The sequence below is a fragment of the Collinsella sp. AF25-2LB genome (genome assembly GCF_003458415.1).
GTDB lineage: Bacteria > Actinomycetota > Coriobacteriia > Coriobacteriales > Coriobacteriaceae > Collinsella.
Genome location: NZ_QRUF01000007.1, coordinates 44,490 through 62,314, shown reverse-complemented (window position 1 = coordinate 62,314; position 17,825 = coordinate 44,490). Strand labels below are relative to the sequence as shown.

The window sequence follows — 17,825 nt, the reverse complement described above, 5'->3', positions numbered from 1 at the left end:
CCGGCCCGCCGCCTGCCAACCGCCGCCCTCGTTACGTTTTCGCTGCATTTGGGTAAAGCACCTGCTCCAAGCGGCGTTGCCTTGTATACTAGAGCGGTTTAACTGCTATGCGGAAGGGAGCGCCTATGGCACTCAGCGAGAAAGACGTGCGCGGCATCGCCGAGTACGCAAAGATCGCACTGACCGATGACGAGCTCGTCCAGATGACGTCCTACATGAACGACGCCGTCCAGATGCTCGAGCCCGTCTTGCAATATGACTTGCCCGACGTGGAGCCCACGTTCCATCCTATCGGAAGCCTGTCCAACGTGATGGGCGATGACCTGCGCGAGCCCGAGCGCGACCTGCCGCTCGACGTTGCGCTGGAAAACGCCGGCAGCGCGCGCGACCGCTACTTCCGCGTGCCGTCCATTTTGGGAGAGGGGGAGAGCGAGTAATGGCGCTAAGCTTCGATTCCCTTACCGCCGCCCAGATCGCCGCGGGCGTTGCCGCCGGCGACTTTACCGCTACCGAGGTGGCCCAGGCCTCCCTTGCCGCCATCGAGGCGCGCGAGGGCGGGGTCCAGGCATTCCTGCAGGTGGCGCCCGAGCTTGCGCTCGAGGCCGCTGCGCGCGTGGATGCTGACCGTGCCGCAGGCAAGCCGCTGCCCCCGCTTGCGGGCGTGCCGCTGGCCATCAAGGACAACATGAACCTCGTGGGCACGTGCACCACCTGCGCTTCCCGCATGCTCGAGAACTACCAGAGCGTCTACACCGCTACCTGCGTCCAGCGCATGCTCGATGCCGGCTGCCTGCCCATGGGCAAGGCCAACATGGACGAGTTTGCCTTTGGTAGCTCTACCGAGAGCTCGGCGTTCCACCGCACCAACAACCCCTGGGATACCGAGCGCGTGCCCGGCGGCTCTTCGGGCGGCTCCGCTGCCGCCGTCGCCGCGGGCGAGGTCGCGCTCTCGCTGGGCTCGGACACCGGCGGCTCCATTCGCCAGCCGGCGTCGCTGTGCGGCGTGGTGGGCTTTAAGCCCACGTATGGCGCCGTGAGCCGTTACGGCGTGGTTGCCTTTGGCTCGTCGCTCGACCAGGTGGGACCCTTTGGCCGCACGGTCGAGGATGTCGCGCTGGCCATGAACGCGCTTACCGGCGCGGGCCACGATCCGTACGACTGCACCAGCCAGGACTGCGCCGTCGACTTTACCGAGCATCTCAACGACAGCATCGAGGGCAAGCGCGTGGGCATCATCCCCTCGTTTATGGAGGCCGAGGGCCTGACGCCCGAGGTCAAGGCCGCTGTTCAGCGCGCCGCCCAGGAGCTGCAGAACCAGGGCGCCGAGCTGGTCGAGGTCGACCTGCCGCACCTGGACGCCGCCATCGCCGCTTACTACGTCATCGGCCCGGCCGAGGCGTTCTCCAACCTGGCCCGCTTCGACGGCATTCGCTACGGCTACCAGGAGGAGGGCTGCGCCAACCTGTCCGACCAGAGCTCGCTGTCGCGCGCCCACGGCTTTGGTGCCGAGGCCAAGCGCCGTCAGATGCTCGGCGCCTACCTGCTGAGCTCGGGCGTGTACGACAAGTACTACTACGCTGCGCAAAAGGCCCGCACGCTCATCACGCAGGACTACGACGCCGCGTATGCCAAGGTGGACACCATCCTCATGCCCGCCTCGCCGCGCACGGCCTTTAAGTTTGGCGAGATTAGCGACCCCACGCAGATGTACCTCTCCGACCTGTACACCATTTCGCTCAACATTTGCGGCAACGGTGGCATCTCGGTGCCGCTGGGTCTGGGCGAGGATACTCAACTGCCCGTTTCTGCCCAGCTGGTGGGACCTGCCTTTAAGGACCGTCAGCTGCTCACGTTTGCCCGCGCCCTGGAGCGCAGCTTTGCCGATACCGCTACGGGTGCGCCCGCGCTTTCCGTCGCGCCCGATTTTGCCGGGAAGGGAGGCGAGCTGTAATGAAGGAGCTTTCCGAGGTCCTGCAGGATTGGGAGGCCGTGATCGGCCTGGAGATCCATACCGAGCTCACCGCACTCGATACCAAGATGTTCTGCAACTGCAAGCTCAGCCACGATGACGAGCCCAACGCCAACGTGTGCCCGGTATGCCTGGGCCTGCCCGGCGCCCTGCCGGTGCCCAACAAGCGCGCCATCGAGAGCATCGTCAAGGCCGGCCTCGCCACCAACTGCGAGATCCAGCGCCACTCGATGTTCTACCGCAAGCACTACTTCTATCCCGATATGGCCAAGAACTTCCAGACCACGCAGGGCCCGGTCGCCTTTGCCATGTACGGCCACCTGGACCTGGACGTGACCGGTCGCGGTGCCGCCGAGCGCCCCGACTGCGCGTTTGGTGAGGCCGAGGCCCAGAGCCTGGCGAGCGCCTCGGCCAACGCCGAGGGCCTGTCCACGTCCATGACGATGACCATGCGCGAGGGCAACCAGCGCGCCGGCCATCTGGCCAGCTACGACGCGTCCAACCTGCAGATGCCCGAGCGCCGCGAGGACGGTTCCTACACGGTGCCTATCCGCATTCTGCGCATCCACATGGAGGAAGACGCCGCCAAGATGGTCCACGTGGGTGGCGCCGAGGGCCGCATTACCGCCGCGGCCGAGTCGCTCGTCGACTACAACCGCTGCGGCACGCCTTTGATCGAGCTTGTCACCGAGCCCGACTTGCGTACGCCTGAGGAAGCGCGCCTGTTTATGGAGAAGCTCCGTCGCATCTTTGTGACGCTGGGCATTTCGGACTGCTCCATGGAGAAGGGTTCCATGCGCTGCGACGGCAACGTGTCGCTGCGTCGTCGCGGCGAGACCAAGCTGGGCACCAAGACCGAGCTCAAGAACCTCAACTCGTTTAAGAGTCTGCATGACGGCCTTGCCTACGAGATCTGCCGCCAGGCCGAGGTGCTCGAGGAGGGTGGCATCATCTATCAGGAGACCCGCCACTGGGAGCCCAGCCGCAAGCGCACCGTGGTCATGCGCGTGAAGGAGACGGCCGACGACTATCGTCTGTTCCCCGACCCCGACCTGGCGCCGTTCGATCTGGACGACGAGTTCATCGACCGCTGCCGTGGCGAGATTCCCGAGCTGCCCGATGCCAAGCGCGCCCGTTTTGAGGCCGACTTTGGCATTAAGACGGCCGACGCCGAGCAGATTGCTGGCGATCCGGAGTTTGCCGAGTTCTTTGAGGCCGCCGCTGCCGGCATGGCTGGCAAGGAGGCTCAGACGGTCGCAAACCTGCTGGTGAACGAGATGATTGCCTACCTTAAGGGCGCCGGCGTCTCGCTGACCGAGTCTGGGATCGCGCCGGCTCAGGTGGCAGCTCTTGCCAAGCTACTGGCGACCGATGCCATCAGTTCCAACCAGGCGCACGAGGTCTTTGAGGCCATGGCCCAGACCGGCGACGACCCCAACAAGATCGTCGACGAGCGCGGTATGCGTCAGGTGAGCGATGCCGGCGCGTTGCAGCCGATCGTGGACGAGGTGCTGGCAAACTGTGCTGATCAGGCGCAGCAGTATCGTGACGGCAACCAGAAGGTCATCGGCTTTTTGGTGGGCCAGTGCATGAAGGCGAGCCGCGGCAAGGGCAATCCGAAGCTCTTCAACGAGTTGCTGAGAACGTCGCTCTCGTAAGCGGGAACCGAGGGGCCGGGCGCAGGGCCTTGCCTCTCAATTTCGGACAGTCCTGACTCACGACGGAGGCGCCACTGGCGCCTCCTGTTCGTGCGGAACTCATTGAGAGGCAAGGCCCTGCGCCCGGCCCCTCGGCTCCGTGACGACTCGGCCGTTCGGGTCAGGTAGGCTGAATGGAATTTGGTGAATGAGGGCGCCGTTGGCGCCCTCATTTTTGTGGACGAGAAAACGAAGGTGAATACTTTTCCGCGAAGTGAACGACCTATTTTGGACCCCTGAAACATCAACACTTTTCTGGCTCGGTTTCCTGCGGTTTTGTCGAGTGTTTCCTGCGGTTTTGCTGCGAAAAAATGCGGATGTTTCGGGGGTCTAATTTTGCTCGTTCACTTCGCGGAAAACCATTCACCTTCAATTTGCTGGAGAGGGGAGGGCTCCCTCTTTGGCGTTACGGATGTACATCGCGGCGGGCGGATCGCTAGAAGCCGGCTGTTCCCCACCTTAAGATTTCCAAAGAGTTAACCTTTGTTGAACTTAATAGTTAGATAAACTAAACTATTTTCCAAAAGTGTGCTCGAGCAAACTTGTTTACTCGAGTGCTGAGGTACCGTGCCGCGTCCAATGCGGCAAAAGGGAGAAGCAACATGAAGAAGTCGACGTTCAATACCCTGCTTGTCGGTGGCGGTTTTCTGCTTGGTACGGCTGGCATCAAGCTGCTCACCAGCGCTCCGGTAAAGAATGCCTGCGTGCAGGGTATTGCGTGCGGTATGCGCGTCAAGAACTGCTACCAGGACATGGTCGAGCAGGCCAAGGCCAATGTCGATGACATGGTTGCCGAGGCTGCCTACATCACCCAGAGCGAGGCCGCTGCTGACGAGGCAGCCGAGTAACGCTCCCAGGCACAAACTATGAGATTCTCGATTATTAGCGAGATCCCCGGCAGGACCCGTCTTCAATTGGCGGGTCCTGTGCCAGAGAGCGATCTCGATGCACTTCTTAAGCTTGGCGGCGAAATCGACGGCGTGCGCAAAGTGCGCGTGTATGGCCGCATTGGCCAGATGGCGCTGGAGTACGACGAGCAGTGTCGTGCGAGCGTGCTCGACGCCTTGGGCGCACTCGATGCTCAAGCCGTCGCCGATGCCAAGTCGGGCTACGTGATGCAACTCGAGCCGCGCAAGCACAAACTCGTTATGGACCTGGCGACACTCGTCGGTGCCCATTACGCACGTCGCTGGTTTTTGCCCACGCCCCTGCGTGCGGTGTTTGTCGTGGCCGGTTACATGGCATTTTTGCGCGCTGCCCTTCATGAGCTGGCGCAGCCGCGTCTGACCGTTCCTGTGCTCGACGCTTCGGCCATCGGCATTTCGTTCGTCAAACGCGACGTCGACACCGCGGGCCAGACAATGTTCCTGCTCAACGTGGGCGAGCTGCTCGAGGACTACACGCGCGCCATGAGCGAAAACGAGCTCATCAACTCGCTGCTCGACGTGCCCGATAAGGCACAAAAAGTGGTCGGTGACACCGAGGTAAGTGTTGCCGCGACCGAGCTTGAGCCCGGCGATCTGGTCGCCGTGCGTACTGGCATGTCCATCTGCATCGACGGTGTTGTCGAGCAGGGGAGCGCCATGGTCAACCAGGCGACCCTGACCGGCGAGCCGCTGGCCGTCGAGCGCAGCGTGGGCGACGACGTGTTCGCCGGCACCGTCGTGGAAGACGGCAGCATCTTGGTGCGTGTGCGCGCCAATACGGCGCAAACCAAACTGCGCTCAATCGTCTCGCTCGTGCAGACGGCCGACTCGCTCAAGTCCGAGGGCCAGTCGCACATGGAAGATCTCGCCAACAAGATCGTCCCGTGGAACTTCCTGCTCGCGGGCCTGGTTGCGCTTACCACCCGCAGCCTTATCAAGACCTCAGCGGCGTTGATGGTCGACTACTCGTGCGCACTCAAGCTCACGGGTTCCGTTGCCGTCATGACCGCTATGAGCGATGCTGCCAAGATGGGCGTCATGGTCAAGGGCGCAAAGTACTTTGAGTCGTTTGCCAAGGCCGACACCATTGTGTTTGATAAGACCGGCACGCTCACCGAGGCGCAGCCGCGTCTTGCCTGCGTACTCACCACCGATGGCTGGAGCGAGGACGAGATCCTGCGCCTTTCCGCTTGCTTGGAGGAGCATTTCCCGCATCCGGTGGCGCGTGCCGTGGTCAACGCTGCTCACGAGCGTGGGCTCGAGCACCGCGAGCGTCACGCTGCTGTCGAGTATATTGTGGCGCACGGTATCGCTTCGTCCATTGAAGGGCGTCGCGCCATCATCGGTTCCGCGCACTTTGTATTTGAGGACGAGAGCGCGCAGCTCGATTCCGACATTAAGGAGCGCATTGAGTCCCAGATGCAGGGCCTGTCGCCGCTGTATCTGGCGGTCGACGGCACCGTTGTGGGCGTGCTCGGTATCGAGGACCCGCTTAAGCCCGGGGTCCGCGAGGCTATCGCCGACTTGCACGCGTTGGGCGTTAAGCACGTGGTCATGCTCACGGGCGACTCGGAGCGCACGGCCGAGCGGATTGCGCGCGAGGCGGGTGTCGACGAGTTTAAGGCCGAGCTGCTGCCCGAGGACAAGTACGCCTATGTGGAGCGCATTAAGAGCGAGGGGCGCCATGTTGCCATGGTAGGCGACGGCGTCAACGATTCGCCGGCGCTCGGTTTGGCAGACGTGGGCTTGGCGATGGGCGGTGGAAGCGACATCGCCAAGGAGGTCGCCGATATCATTCTGACCGATACGGATCTGGCCGCGATCGTGCGCCTGCGCCGCATGAGTCAGGGGCTTATCGACCGTCTGACGAGTTCGTATTCCAAGGTGATGCTCACCAACTCGGCGCTGTTGGCATTGGGTATTACCGGCATGATCACTCCGCAGACGTCGTCGTTGCTGCACAACGGCTCGACGATTGCCTACAGTCTGAGCAACGCGAAGGCTTACCTGCGTTAGCAGACGTGTCCGCCCACGTTATCTGGCCTGCGCCCAGACGGCATCGGTGTCGTCCGGGCGCAGGCCTTTTGCATTTGACCATTTGCTAGCTTCTCTATAAAGTGGTGCTAGCATGGCTAGCAATTGAAGGGAGCGGGATCGACGTGGGTGCTGTTAGCGGCATGGCACAGGTGAATGTTCGCGTAGATCGCTCGGTTAAAGAGCGTGCCGAGGAGGCGCTGCGGCTTTCGGGCGGGTCGCTGCCCGAGCTCATCAAAAAGGTGGTGGCCAAGGTCGCGCAGGGTGGCGGGCAGTGCGAGGAAGTGCTTGCGGCCGTCGACGACCGGCAGCAGACCGTCGCGCCCGATACTCCGTTCGCCGCATCATGGGCAGCGGCAGACCGGCTTTATGCAGATATGGGCATCGCTGCGTCGCCTGTATCCGACGATCGCGGTTGGGACACAATCTATTCCGAAGCCATGGATGAGCATTATCGCCAAAAGGGGATGATCCAGTGAGTGGGGCGCCTCTCAAGATCATGGTGGACGCCAACGTATGGGTTGATTCGTTTTGCGTCGACCATGCCGAGTCGCTTGCCGCGCGTGCGTTTATTGGGCAGGCGGCGGAGACGGGGGCATTGCTGTTCTTCCCGGTGTATATCGCTAAGGACGTGCTGTACGTTGTCCAACATGAGCTGAAGCGTAGCGTTCTTGCCAGCGGGGGAGCGATCGACGAGGCATCTGCCCGTGCAATTGGCGATGCGGCGTTGGCGTTTGTTCGGAACATGACCGAAAACGCCATGGCCGTTGGTGCAGATGCGTCGGACCTTTGGCTGGCCGACAAATACTTAGCGCTCCATCGCGATTACGAGGACAACTTGGTGCTCGCCGCGTGCAAGCGCGCGCAGGTCGATTACTTGGTGACTAACGATCGAAAGCTGCTCGAACATGCCGATCTCGCAGCAAAGACCCCGCGCCAAATGATGCCGATTCTTGCTCTGGCCGAACGCGGCGGCGCGGCTATCGGTTGACGCGAACTGTTTGCGGGCCTCTTGGACGACGATGCGCCAAGGGGCCCGCGTCTGCTATTTACAAAAGCTCGGCCTTAATGGCGGGACTTTCTGCGAGCTGCTCGGCTGCCTTTTCTTCGGAGCTGTCGAGTGCTGCCAGACTGCGGTAGACCCACTCGTTGACCTGGGTGTTCTTGACGCCTGCGGTCTGCATAAGGGCGCCTACCTCGCGGATTGCTGCGAGCAGATCGGCTTTGGGACCCGCGAGCTCGACCTCGATGCCGTGGTAGGCGGTCACGCCGCGGTTCTCGCTCACGTGGTCGATAAAGCCCTCGACGGTCTCAAGCTGCTGGGCGAGAGCTGCATCATCGTCAGCGTCCAGCGCGACGAGTGCGTTCGAAACCGTGAGGGCGGGATGTCCGCAGGGGACAAAGCCTTCGATGACATCCATAGCTTCGGTAATGGTTGAGCCCAGGCCTGTGAGGGCATTGATGAGTTGCTGCTTGGTATCCATAACGGTCCTTTCGACGGGTCAGTTTTGCTTGGCGAAAATATACGTTACGCGATCGGTAGCAAAAGTGCGAAGTGCGGCGCACATTGGGGTCTTCACAGCTCGTGCATAGAACAGCTGTCTGCCTTTAGAACGTGGTAAGATAGCTATCCACGAGCGGGGTTCACCCCGCGTGTTCCTTGAAAAGTCGACGGGTGTTGGGCGCTCGTGCCCAGTGCCATCCAGACTTTCCCGACATTCGGGGGCGACTGGTTTCGACACGATAGCTCTGAGAGAGGAAGCAAGCCGAGGTCTCCTCGCCTCGTTAAACAGGGGTACCGTCAAATTGAATTGACAACAACTCTTCTTTTGAGCCTATGGCTCTCGCTGCTTAGTTTATAGCGGCGCGTCAACCCGGTGATTTCCCCGACACCGGCGCGACGTCATGTTAGGGGAATGCTCCTGCGCACGTAATCGGTATGGCGCAGGCTAAGACCGAACCGGTTAGGACGCCGCGAGCGTGTCGCTGCGCGCAAAGCGTCCGAGACTAAACCAGCGACTGAGCTTGGAGATGCCAATCAGGGGGCTTTCGTGGACCGGAGTTCGATTCTCCGCGCCTCCACCATAAGTAACAGGCAGGTAGATATTTATATCTACCTGCCTTTTTATTTCTAGTCCGTACCGCGGAGAATCGAACTCTATGCAGGGCGCGAGCGTTAAGCAAACGCGAAGCGTTTGTAGCGAGCGGGCGAGGACGCCGGTAGGCGGCCGAAGCCGGCGCGTATTTGCGAAGCAAATACGCGGATTCTCCGCGCAATGCTTCAGCCAGATATAGATGCGATGCCGATCGGGCGTCTTGCCCTGGCCTCAACCCATCAACGGATCCCCCAAACCGCGGAGAATCGAACTCTGTGCAGGGCGCGGGCGTAAAGAAAATGCCGCGTCAACGCAGGCCGGGACACGCTTTCCCAATGGCGGCCCAGGCGGAAAGTCCATCCCGGAATCCGCGCTCAGACTGGGACGTAGTTTCCGGATGGCGCCTCAAGCGGAAACTGCGACCCGGAATCCCGCCGTAGAGTGGGACATGCTTTCCCAATGGCAGCTCAAGCGGAAAGCGCATCCCGGAATCTAAGCTCGGAATGGGATTCATTTTCCAGATGGCGGGCTCAGCGGAAAATACGACCCGGAATTTGCTCTGAGAACGGGGCACGCTTTCCCGCCGACCGCTCCGCCCTCCTCAACTCCAAAACCTGCGCGCCCTCCATCCCAAAACTGGGTAGAAGAAAGCCAAAACGAAACAGCAGGAGGTCAACATGACTGCAGAAGATAAGGCAAAGAACGCCGGCAAGGTCGCGCTCGTCCTGGAGGGCGGTAGTTTTCGCGGGCAGTTTACCGCGGGCGTGCTCGACGTTCTCATGGAGGCCGGCGTCGAGATTCCGGCTGTCTACGGTGTATCGGCCGGCGCCCTCAACGGCGTGAACTATAAGTCGCACCAGATCGGCCGTGCCAACCGCATCAACCTGGCTTTCTGCAATGACAACCGCTTCATGGGCGCCGCATCGTTTGCATCCACGGGCTCTATCGTCGGCTACGACTTTATCTTCAACGATGTCCAGGACCGCCTGGATCCCTTTGACAACGAGACGTTCGACGCGAGCCCCATCGAGATGTACGCCGTCGCGACGGACATGCTCTTTGGAACCGCCACGTACCTGCCGGTCAAAAGCGCTGTGCTCGATCTCGACGCCGTGCGCGCCTCGACTTCGTTGCCGCTGGTGACGCCGCCGGTCGAGATAGACGGGCACAAATACGTCGACGGCGGCGTAGCCGATTCGGTCCCCATCGAGCATGTGCTCGAGGAGGCGGGCTTCGACCGTGCGGTCGTCATCGTCACGCAGGACCGCTCGTACGAGAAAAAGCCCTACGAGTTTTTGCCGGCCGCGCGCGCCCGCTATGCCGACTACCCCTATCTGCTCGAGGCTATCGAGACGCGCCACGACCGTTACAACATCCAGCGCATGCACCTGTGGAAGTATGAGCGCGAGGGTCGTGCGTTGGTCGTCGCTCCGCAAAAGCCGGTCGAGGTCGGCCATGTCGAGCACGATTCGGCAAAGCTTTTGGACTTGTATATCCAGGGACGTCAGGAGGCAAAGCGCCTGCTCGCGGAAATCCAAGAGTTCGTTGAGCGCTAGCGACGGCGAACCCTCAAAAAATGACAACAGCTAAAGAGCTGGAAAATCACGGCTCGTGGATGACATGTGCAGAAACTCTGGTCGGAGCCAAAATACCTGTTGACTCGTACGGCGAGCGGGGTAATATGGACGGGTTACTTGCAGAGCCCCGTGAATCTCTGTAACAACACGTACTGTACATGGAGGAGTCTAAGTGATTTCGAAATCGACTCACTACGCCAAGCAGGGCGAGGTCCAGCGCAACTGGGTTCTCGTCGACGCCGATGGTGCTGTCCTGGGCCGTCTTGCCACCCAGATCGCAATGATCCTGCGCGGTAAGAACAAGCCCCAGTTCACGCCCAACAGCGACTGCGGCGACTTCGTTGTCGTCATCAACGCCGATAAGGTCCAGCTTACCGGTAACAAGGCCGACACGAAGACCTATTATCGCCACAGCGGCTACAACGGCGGCCTCAAGGCTGAGAGCTTCCGCCAGGCTATGGAGAAGCACCCGGAGAAGGTCATCGAGCGCGCCGTTCGCGGTATGCTGCCCAAGACCACCCTCGGCCGTGCCCAGATGACCAAGCTTAAGGTCTACGCTGGTGCCGAGCATCCGCACGCTGCCCAGAACCCCACGAAGATTGAGCTGGAGGCTTAAAGATGGCTGAGAACACCGTTGTCTACCAGGGTACCGGCCGTCGTAAGAACGCCGTCGCCCGCGTCCGTCTCGTCCCCGGCACCGGCAAGGTGACCATCAACAAGCGTGACGCCGAGCAGTATTTCGGCCGTCATCAGCTCGTTGAGAACGCCCTTGCTCCCTTCAAGGTGACCGACACCGCCGGTCAGTTCGACGTTATCGCTCTGTGCGATGGCGGCGGCATCTCCGGTCAGTCCGGCGCTCTGCGCCTGGGCATCGCTCGCGCTCTTCTGAACGCTGGCGACTACCGTGCTGACCTCAAGAAGGCCGGTTTCCTTACGCGCGACGCTCGCGTGGTCGAGCGCAAGAAGTACGGCCTCAAGAAGGCCCGCCGCGCTCCCCAGTTCTCCAAGCGCTAAGGTTTTATCTCCTTTCGAGATACAATGTACAAGCGGGGCCTGCCGATTCCTCGGCGGGTCCCGCTTTTCTTTTTCGACTAGGGCGGGCGGTTGCATATCGCCTGCTAGGGAAGGAGCGATCCTATGCCCCAGAACATCTTCGGTACCGACGGCGTTCGTGGCGTCGCCAATGCCGGCCTCTCGTGCGACCTCGCGTTTCGCCTGGGCCGCGCGGCGACCAAGTTTCTTGGTCCGGATATCTGCATCGGCCGCGACACGCGTCTTTCGGGCACCATGCTCGAGAGCGCTCTGACCGCTGGCATTATGGCCGAGGGCGGCCGCCCGCATTGCTGCGGCGTCATCCCCACGCCGGCCGTGGCCCTGCTCACCGTTCAAAACGAGCTCGACGGCGGCATCGTCATCTCTGCTTCGCATAATCCGCCGGAGTTCAACGGCATCAAGTTCTTTAGCCGCAAGGGCATGAAGCTTCCCGATGCTGTCGAGGAAGAGATCAGCGCCTGGGTCATGTCCGAGGAAGCCATGGCTGCCGACACGCTGCCGACCGGTGCCGGCGTGGGCCACATCATCAAGATGAAGGATGCCCGCAAGGCATATGTCGATCATGCCATCGATACGCTCGATGGCCTGAGGCTCGACGGCCTGGTCGTTGCCGTCGACTGCGGCCACGGTGCTTCTTGCCAGACCACGCCCGCCGCGCTGCAGCGCCTGGGTGCTACGGTCCATGCCATCAACACCGATTATTGCGGCACCGACATTAACGTTGAGTGCGGTTCTACGCATCTCGAGCCCTTGCGCGAGCTCGTGCTGCGCACCCATGCTGACATCGGTCTGGCCCACGACGGCGACGCCGACCGCGTACTGTTCGTGGACAGCGAGGGCAATGAGATCGACGGTGACTACATCCTGGCTATCTGCGGTTCTGACCTTGCCGCTCGCGGCAAGCTCGCCAACTCCGAGATCGTCTCGACCGTCATGTGCAACCTGGGCTTCTCCATCGCTATGAAGGAGCAGGGCTTCGAGATGGTTCAGACCGCCGTGGGCGACCGCTACGTTCTGGAGCGCATGCTCGCGGACGGCGCCGTCATCGGCGGCGAACAGTCCGGCCACATCATCTTCCTGGAGCACAACACCACCGGTGACGGCCTGGTGACGGCTCTGCAGCTGCTGGCCGTGCTCAAGCGCACCGGTCGTACCCTCACCGATCTTGCCGGCATCATGAAGAAGTACCCGCAGGTACTCGTCAACGTGCATTCCGACAACAAGGCTGGTCTGGACGATTGCCAGCCCATCTGGGATGCCGTCGCTGCTGCCGAGAAGGAGCTTGATGGCCGCGGCCGCATTCTGGTGCGCCCGAGTGGTACCGAGCCGCTGGTCCGCGTGATGGCCGAGGCCGAGACGCACGAGCTGACCCAGCGCGTTGTCGACGACATCGTCGAGGTTGTCAAGCGCGAACTTCCCTAATGGTCAAAAACGGGTGCCAAGTGGTAAACTGTTAAGGTTATTTTGGTTGATCGGTATGTCCGAGGGGGAGCATGTTCACTAAAGTCCTAAGGTCTTTTGGTATGCGTGGTCGAGTCCTTACGTTGGATGCTCCCATCTCGGGTGACGTCATTCCGCTCTCCGAGGTAAACGATCAGACGTTTGCTACCGGCCTTTTGGGCCAGGGCGTGGCGATTCAGCCCACCGGAACGCGTGTGATTGCACCGGCTGATGCCAAGGTCGAGGCCATTTTTCCTACGGGACACGCCGTTGCGCTTAACACGGTCGATGGCTTGGACGTGCTCATCCACGTTGGTTTGGATACCGTTCAGCTCGAGGGCAAGCACTTTACCGTACATGCGCAAGTGGGTGACATCGTCCATAAGGGCGATGTGCTCATTGAGTTCGATCGCGAGGCAATTGCTGCCGAAGGCTACGATGTGACGGTTCCCATCTTGGTGTGCAACTCCGTTGAGTTCTCGAGCATCAAGGGTTCCGTTGGCGTGCATGTCGAAGAGATGGACCAGCTCATCGTTGCTCGCGAGCGCTAGCAAGTGCACGTGGCCATTAGCCTACAATTCAAACACGTTTACGGAGGGCGCCCTTGAAAGAGGACGCCCTCCGTGGCAAGATGAGATTTGTCCGAAGCTAAACAGCTTTGGGTCACCGTGGACGGGCAGGGGCCTCGACGCGGCTAGACACGAGACACATACATTACGCGACCTCGCCCTGGTGGCCGCACACGTTGGTTGCGGCCGACGCGGGCCGCGGGCAAGTGCTTGTAAGGGAGCCTTGCCTCTCTTGTACGAGAAAGGACGCGTAATGAAGATCATTAAAGCTAAAGACTACGAGGATATGAGCCGCAAGGCCGCCAATATCATCTCGGCCCAGGTTATCCTCAAGCCCGACTGTGTACTGGGCCTTGCCACCGGCTCCACCCCGATCGGTGCCTACAAGCAGCTCGCTGCTTGGTACGAGAAGGGCGACGTCGACTTTGCCGAGGTCAGCACCTACAACCTGGACGAGTATCGCGGCCTTTCGCACGACGATCCCCAGAGCTATCACTACTTCATGCGTGAGAACTTCTTCGATCACATCAACATCGACCTGAACAACACGCATGTGCCCGACGGTTCCAACCCCGACGCCGCCGCTGCCTGCTCTGAGTACGACAAGATTGTCGCCGACGCCGGTTATCCGGATCTGCAGCTGCTCGGCATTGGCAACAACGGCCACATTGGCTTCAACGAGCCCGATGACCACTTCTCCAAGGGCACGCACTGCGTCGACCTCACCGAGAGCACCATTCAGGCCAACAGCCGCCTGTTCGACAGCATCGACGATGTTCCCCGTCAGGCCTACACCATGGGTACCCAGACCATCATGTATGCCCGCATGATCCTGGTCGTCGCCAACGGCGAGGCCAAGGCTCAGGCCGTGCATGACATGTGCTATGGTCCGGTTACGCCCGAGTGCCCGGCTTCGATCCTGCAGCTGCACACCAACTGCGTTGTCGTTGCCGACGAGGCCGCCCTTTCGCTCTGCGAGTAGCGCGAATCCTGCAGCTCGACATAGCCTTGTCTAAGGCCTCCGCTTTGCGGGGGCCTTTTTGCTATCCCTTTTTGCCCACTTGACCAAAATCTTGCCGCAAGCTTGACGAACGCCAGATGTCCAACAGCTTGATTCATTCCATACCAGATTCTATGCAAAAATGCCACTAGAAGGTCGTAGACGGTAGCGGGTGCTAGGCGAGTTGAATGACATGGCTGAACCTTGTTCATCTGCGTTACACTGCCGCTTAGATGGGACAAGCTGACAAGCTCATTTACCTGCTTAAAGACCGATTAGTCGGGGGATTAATAACAATCGGCCCTCGCTGTACAAAAACTTGCCGCTTGCGTACCAAAAGACAACCTAAAACACAAGGTCGCTCTATTCATAGCGCGGCTTGTATGGTCTTGCGGCTACAGTGTCCATACGGTCGAGTTGAGGAGCGGGCATGGTAAATGATTTGAGCGGTATAGACGACCTCGAGCTGATGCCGCTGGGCGGAGGCTATATGGTGCGACGCGAACGCTTGATGAATGAGCTTATCGCCAAGGGCCGAAAGGCCGGCATCGTGGTTCTTTATGCGCCCGACGGGTTTGGGAAGACCTCGGTGCTGCTGCAGTACACCCATGAGGTTAAATGCGACCCGACGCGAGGCCCCGTGCGGATTATCGAGGCCGATCGTGCCATTGGGCGCGAGGTGTTTATGCAGCTCGAGGTGGTTACCGAAGAACTCAAAGACAAACCGCACTCCCTTATCGCGATTGATAATGTGCCAAACCTCGATCAGCACGATACCGAAGACCTCATCGACAGGATTCGCGGCCTGCGCGCTATGGGGGTAGGGGTCTTTATCTCCTGCCGTCCTTCAAATCGTCAGCTGATTCATGGGCTGGGCGATTCGGTTAAGATCAATGCGCAGATGCTCAAGGTGCATGCCTATGAGTATTCGGCGTGGGCATCGGCGTTTTCGATCAGCACATCGCTCGACTTTTATCAGCTCACGCAGGGCGTGCCCGAGCTCGTTTCGGCATTGCAGACAGGTCTGTATGGCCAAGGCGACGTAGCCGGCCTGCTCGAAAACGAGATTGTCAACGTGTATGGCGCGGCACTTGCCGATCTGGCTTCACTCGACAATAATGCGCTGTTTTGCGTGGCATGTCTCATGGTTTTGATGGGCGAGGGCAATATCGCAGAACTCGAGGCCTGTGGGGTGAGGCTGTCGATGGTCGACCAGTCCTACTTTGTACGCGACTACCCGATCTTTGGCTTGGATCCCGCCGAGCGGAGTTTTACGTGTCTGGGCACGGAGGATAACGGACGCTTGCGCTTGCGTAAGTTGGTGGCCGAGGTTCGCCCCGAACTTGTTCCGAGGGCGGCCCGGATTTTGCTTAAGGCGGGCCGATGCGATGCGGCGATGGGCCTGGCGGACGCCTTTCTGGACCGTGAAGCGGTCCTTGAACTTGCTGGGCAGTATGGGGTCGATCTGGCTCTGACGGGGCACGGGGCCGATATCTGCCGAGCGGCGCTGGGCACGATCGATGCCGACGATCCGGCTCCAGAGCCAACGCCTGCCGAAGCGCTTGGCGTATATCTGGCAGCGGTCAGCGTGTCCAATACAAAGCTCGCTCGCTATATGGCATCGGTCATCGAATGCGGGGGCGAACGGGCGGCCTGCGAAATAGACCCTGTTTCATGGAGGGTGGCCCAGACACTGACGGCTGTTTGCTATGGGGACAACGGGCTTGGGCTTCCTACGAACCTGGCCGTGCCAGAAATCGAGGCATCTCACACCGCACTCGATATGTTGTCTGCGCATATCGAGGTCAAGCGCTGCCTGACCGAACGGGGAGATGACAGCGGCGTTCTACAGCAGCTCAAAACGAGCAAGGCCTATGACTGCGAGCTCGACATCGCGGGGATTGTTATACGGGCCGATAGCATGCTGGTGGAGCTCTTTGATGGGTCGTTTGCGGGAACCGACGAGCGCGACGACGAGATGACGGTGGTGCGGGAGGCGCTCGACGTACGTGGACTTAAGGCGATGGCTATCTGGGTGCGCATGGTGTTGGCGGCACGGCGGCTCCTTTCCGGCTTGCCGGTAACCGACGATGCGGCGTTCAACGAGCTCGATCGTTTTGCCGTGCGCATGCGCGACAACCAGATTCAGCTGTTTGGGCTGTTGCTAGAAGGCTGGCAGTCGCTGGCAGAGGGACGGCCGGTTAATGCAAAGTTCCGTGCGGTCCAAGTGCTCAAACTTGCCGAGGAGTCGATTGCGTACATGCGCGATAACGCATTGCTGCTGGAGCGCGCGGCATATCTGCGTAACACCTCGATGGTTTCGGTGCGCGAGGAAGCGGAGTTGCTCGATATAAGCCAGACGCAGGTTGGTGGAGCGGAGGCCTGGATGGTGGCGCTGCATTTGGCCTGTGCGGGCCGAGACAGCGATCTTGCGGCCTGGATGTCCATGAATCGTGCGGGGATTCTAGAGCCATCGTATCGGCTCTTTGCGCGCCTTGCCATGCATTGTCTGGGCGAGCCGGCGGGCAGGATACGCAAGAAGCTTCCCGTGCGCGAGCTGTCGCGGTACTCGCTGCGCGACGATTTGGAAGGAGAGGGCGAGCGCCTGTTCCAGGCCGGCGAGGTTGAAGCCGTTGATACCATCGACCATATCGAGATTCGCATGTTTGGTGCGTTTCGCGCCGAGCGCGATGGGTTTCCCATCACGGACAAAATGTGGCGCCGCAAGAAGGCGGCGACGCTTGCCGAGCGGCTTGCGCTGGGCATGGATGCGCTCGTCGATCGTGAGACGCTGGCCATGGAGCTGTGGCCCCATGCCGAGTTTAATAGCGCCCGCAACAACCTGTACTCGACGATATCGCGCTTGCGGTCGGCTTTGGGACCGACGCCGGATGGCAAGTCGTGCGTGCTCATCCAAAATGAATGCATTGGGCTCAACGGCGACTACGTCAAGACCGATGTACGGCTGTTTGACCAGATAAGCCGCGAGGTTTTGGGAAATCGCACGGGTGCGCGCGGGCCCCATTTAGTTGAGCTGTGCCTTAAGATTGAGCAGCTTTATGCCGGACCGCTGTATGTTCCCAATGGCTGTAATCCCACCTACTTTTTGCGCATGCGGCGCATTATGCAGTCAAAGTACATCGATTGCATGATTAAGGGAGCAAATGCCGCTCTAGAAGAAAACGATCTGCAGTCGGCGATTTGGCTGGCGGAGTCGGGGCTTCGACAGGAAACGGCGCGTGAGGATATGGTGCGCTGCGCCATGCGCGTCTACAGTGCGGCGGGGCGGCGGCGCGATATCGTCGAGCTGTACAGCGGGCATATGCACCACCTGAGGGAGCAGGTCAATGGCGTGCCCGAGCCCGAGACGCGGCGTCTATACGAGCGCTTGGTGGAGGGGCGGCTCAATCGCGTGCTGGTCGAGCGATAAAAAACGGGCGCCCGAAGTACTTGGGCACCCGTAA

15 protein-coding genes and 1 other RNA gene are annotated in these 17,825 nt (G+C 60.6%); 15 read left to right on the top strand and 1 reads right to left on the bottom strand.

Annotation, left to right across the window (positions count from 1 at the left end; translation table 11 throughout):
• The first annotated feature begins 125 nt into the window (after window positions 1-125).
• The 7 genes from DWY51_RS04765 (at window position 126) to DWY51_RS04735 (ending at window position 7,617) form a co-directional block, all read left to right on the top strand.
• A complete protein-coding gene (locus DWY51_RS04765; RefSeq protein ID WP_117770041.1) occupies window positions 126-437 on the top strand; it encodes an aspartyl/glutamyl-tRNA amidotransferase subunit C in 312 nt (103 codons plus the stop codon).
• The gene (gatA, locus tag DWY51_RS04760) at window positions 437-1,951 is read left to right on the top strand and encodes an Asp-tRNA(Asn)/Glu-tRNA(Gln) amidotransferase subunit GatA (RefSeq protein WP_117770040.1); all 1,515 of its coding nucleotides are present in this window, start codon (window positions 437-439) and stop codon (window positions 1,949-1,951) included. The genes DWY51_RS04765 and gatA overlap by 1 nt, the downstream gene beginning before the upstream one ends.
• On the top strand, window positions 1,951-3,627 hold the full coding sequence (gene gatB / locus DWY51_RS04755; protein ID WP_117770039.1) for an Asp-tRNA(Asn)/Glu-tRNA(Gln) amidotransferase subunit GatB: 1,677 nt from the start codon (window positions 1,951-1,953) through the stop codon (window positions 3,625-3,627). Before gatA ends, gatB begins: the two co-directional genes overlap by 1 nt.
• 641 nt (window positions 3,628-4,268) lie before the next feature.
• Entirely contained in the window at window positions 4,269-4,514 is a 246-nt protein-coding gene (locus tag DWY51_RS04750; RefSeq protein ID WP_022094642.1) for a DUF6110 family protein, read from the top strand.
• A gap of 78 nt (window positions 4,515-4,592) precedes the next feature.
• Window positions 4,593-6,608, top strand: coding sequence for a heavy metal translocating P-type ATPase (locus DWY51_RS04745; RefSeq protein WP_233504623.1), 2,016 nt, complete (start codon window positions 4,593-4,595; stop codon window positions 6,606-6,608).
• Window positions 6,609-6,751: 143 nt separating this feature from the next.
• A complete protein-coding gene (locus tag DWY51_RS04740; RefSeq protein ID WP_117876747.1) occupies window positions 6,752-7,105 on the top strand; it encodes a hypothetical protein in 354 nt (117 codons plus the stop codon).
• Complete coding sequence (locus DWY51_RS04735; protein WP_117876749.1) at window positions 7,102-7,617, top strand: PIN domain-containing protein; 516 nt, start codon at window positions 7,102-7,104, stop codon at window positions 7,615-7,617. The genes DWY51_RS04740 and DWY51_RS04735 overlap by 4 nt, the downstream gene beginning before the upstream one ends.
• Window positions 7,618-7,675: 58 nt before the next feature.
• On the opposite strand, the gene DWY51_RS04730 is transcribed toward DWY51_RS04735, so the two are convergent.
• The gene (locus tag DWY51_RS04730; RefSeq protein ID WP_117770035.1) at window positions 7,676-8,110 is read right to left on the bottom strand and encodes a hypothetical protein; all 435 of its coding nucleotides are present in this window, start codon (window positions 8,108-8,110) and stop codon (window positions 7,676-7,678) included.
• A gap of 237 nt (window positions 8,111-8,347) precedes the next feature.
• On the opposite strand from DWY51_RS04730, the gene ssrA reads away from it, so the two are divergent.
• From ssrA to DWY51_RS04690, 8 genes are all read left to right on the top strand, one after another.
• Window positions 8,348-8,711: a transfer-messenger RNA gene (gene ssrA / locus DWY51_RS04725) on the top strand.
• A gap of 688 nt (window positions 8,712-9,399) precedes the next feature.
• Window positions 9,400-10,278, top strand: coding sequence for a patatin family protein (locus tag DWY51_RS04720; RefSeq protein WP_117770034.1), 879 nt, complete (start codon window positions 9,400-9,402; stop codon window positions 10,276-10,278).
• A gap of 193 nt (window positions 10,279-10,471) precedes the next feature.
• On the top strand, window positions 10,472-10,915 hold the full coding sequence (rplM, locus tag DWY51_RS04715) for a 50S ribosomal protein L13 (protein ID WP_022094635.1): 444 nt from the start codon (window positions 10,472-10,474) through the stop codon (window positions 10,913-10,915).
• A 2-nt stretch (window positions 10,916-10,917) separates the two neighbouring features.
• Entirely contained in the window at window positions 10,918-11,313 is a 396-nt protein-coding gene (gene rpsI / locus DWY51_RS04710; protein WP_022094634.1) for a 30S ribosomal protein S9, read from the top strand.
• A 123-nt stretch (window positions 11,314-11,436) separates the two neighbouring features.
• On the top strand, window positions 11,437-12,774 hold the full coding sequence (gene glmM, locus DWY51_RS04705; protein ID WP_117770033.1) for a phosphoglucosamine mutase: 1,338 nt from the start codon (window positions 11,437-11,439) through the stop codon (window positions 12,772-12,774).
• Window positions 12,775-12,845: 71 nt separating this feature from the next.
• The gene (locus tag DWY51_RS04700; RefSeq protein ID WP_022094632.1) at window positions 12,846-13,343 is read left to right on the top strand and encodes a PTS glucose transporter subunit IIA; all 498 of its coding nucleotides are present in this window, start codon (window positions 12,846-12,848) and stop codon (window positions 13,341-13,343) included.
• Between the two features lie 271 nt (window positions 13,344-13,614).
• Window positions 13,615-14,343, top strand: a complete 729-nt coding sequence (nagB, locus tag DWY51_RS04695; RefSeq protein ID WP_055287061.1) for a glucosamine-6-phosphate deaminase — start codon at window positions 13,615-13,617, stop codon at window positions 14,341-14,343.
• A gap of 448 nt (window positions 14,344-14,791) precedes the next feature.
• Window positions 14,792-17,791 (top strand): BTAD domain-containing putative transcriptional regulator, encoded by a 3,000-nt coding sequence (locus tag DWY51_RS04690; protein WP_117770032.1) that lies wholly within the window; start codon window positions 14,792-14,794, stop codon window positions 17,789-17,791.
• Window positions 17,792-17,825 lie beyond the last annotated feature (34 nt).

Bases quoted from the DNA above. Each gene is read 5' to 3' on its own strand.
- DWY51_RS04765 (WP_117770041.1), top strand. From the start codon at position 126: ATGGCACTCAGCGAGAAAGACGTGCGCGGCATCGCCGAGTACGCAAAG.
- gatA (WP_117770040.1), top strand. From the start codon at position 437: ATGGCGCTAAGCTTCGATTCCCTTACCGCCGCCCAGATCGCCGCGGGC.
- gatB (WP_117770039.1), top strand. From the start codon at position 1,951: ATGAAGGAGCTTTCCGAGGTCCTGCAGGATTGGGAGGCCGTGATCGGC.
- DWY51_RS04750 (WP_022094642.1), top strand. From the start codon at position 4,269: ATGAAGAAGTCGACGTTCAATACCCTGCTTGTCGGTGGCGGTTTTCTG.
- DWY51_RS04730 (WP_117770035.1), bottom strand. From the start codon at position 8,110: ATGGATACCAAGCAGCAACTCATCAATGCCCTCACAGGCCTGGGCTCA.
- DWY51_RS04720 (WP_117770034.1), top strand. From the start codon at position 9,400: ATGACTGCAGAAGATAAGGCAAAGAACGCCGGCAAGGTCGCGCTCGTC.
- rpsI (WP_022094634.1), top strand. From the start codon at position 10,918: ATGGCTGAGAACACCGTTGTCTACCAGGGTACCGGCCGTCGTAAGAAC.
- glmM (WP_117770033.1), top strand. From the start codon at position 11,437: ATGCCCCAGAACATCTTCGGTACCGACGGCGTTCGTGGCGTCGCCAAT.
- DWY51_RS04700 (WP_022094632.1), top strand. From the start codon at position 12,846: ATGTTCACTAAAGTCCTAAGGTCTTTTGGTATGCGTGGTCGAGTCCTT.
- nagB (WP_055287061.1), top strand. From the start codon at position 13,615: ATGAAGATCATTAAAGCTAAAGACTACGAGGATATGAGCCGCAAGGCC.
- DWY51_RS04690 (WP_117770032.1), top strand. From the start codon at position 14,792: ATGGTAAATGATTTGAGCGGTATAGACGACCTCGAGCTGATGCCGCTG.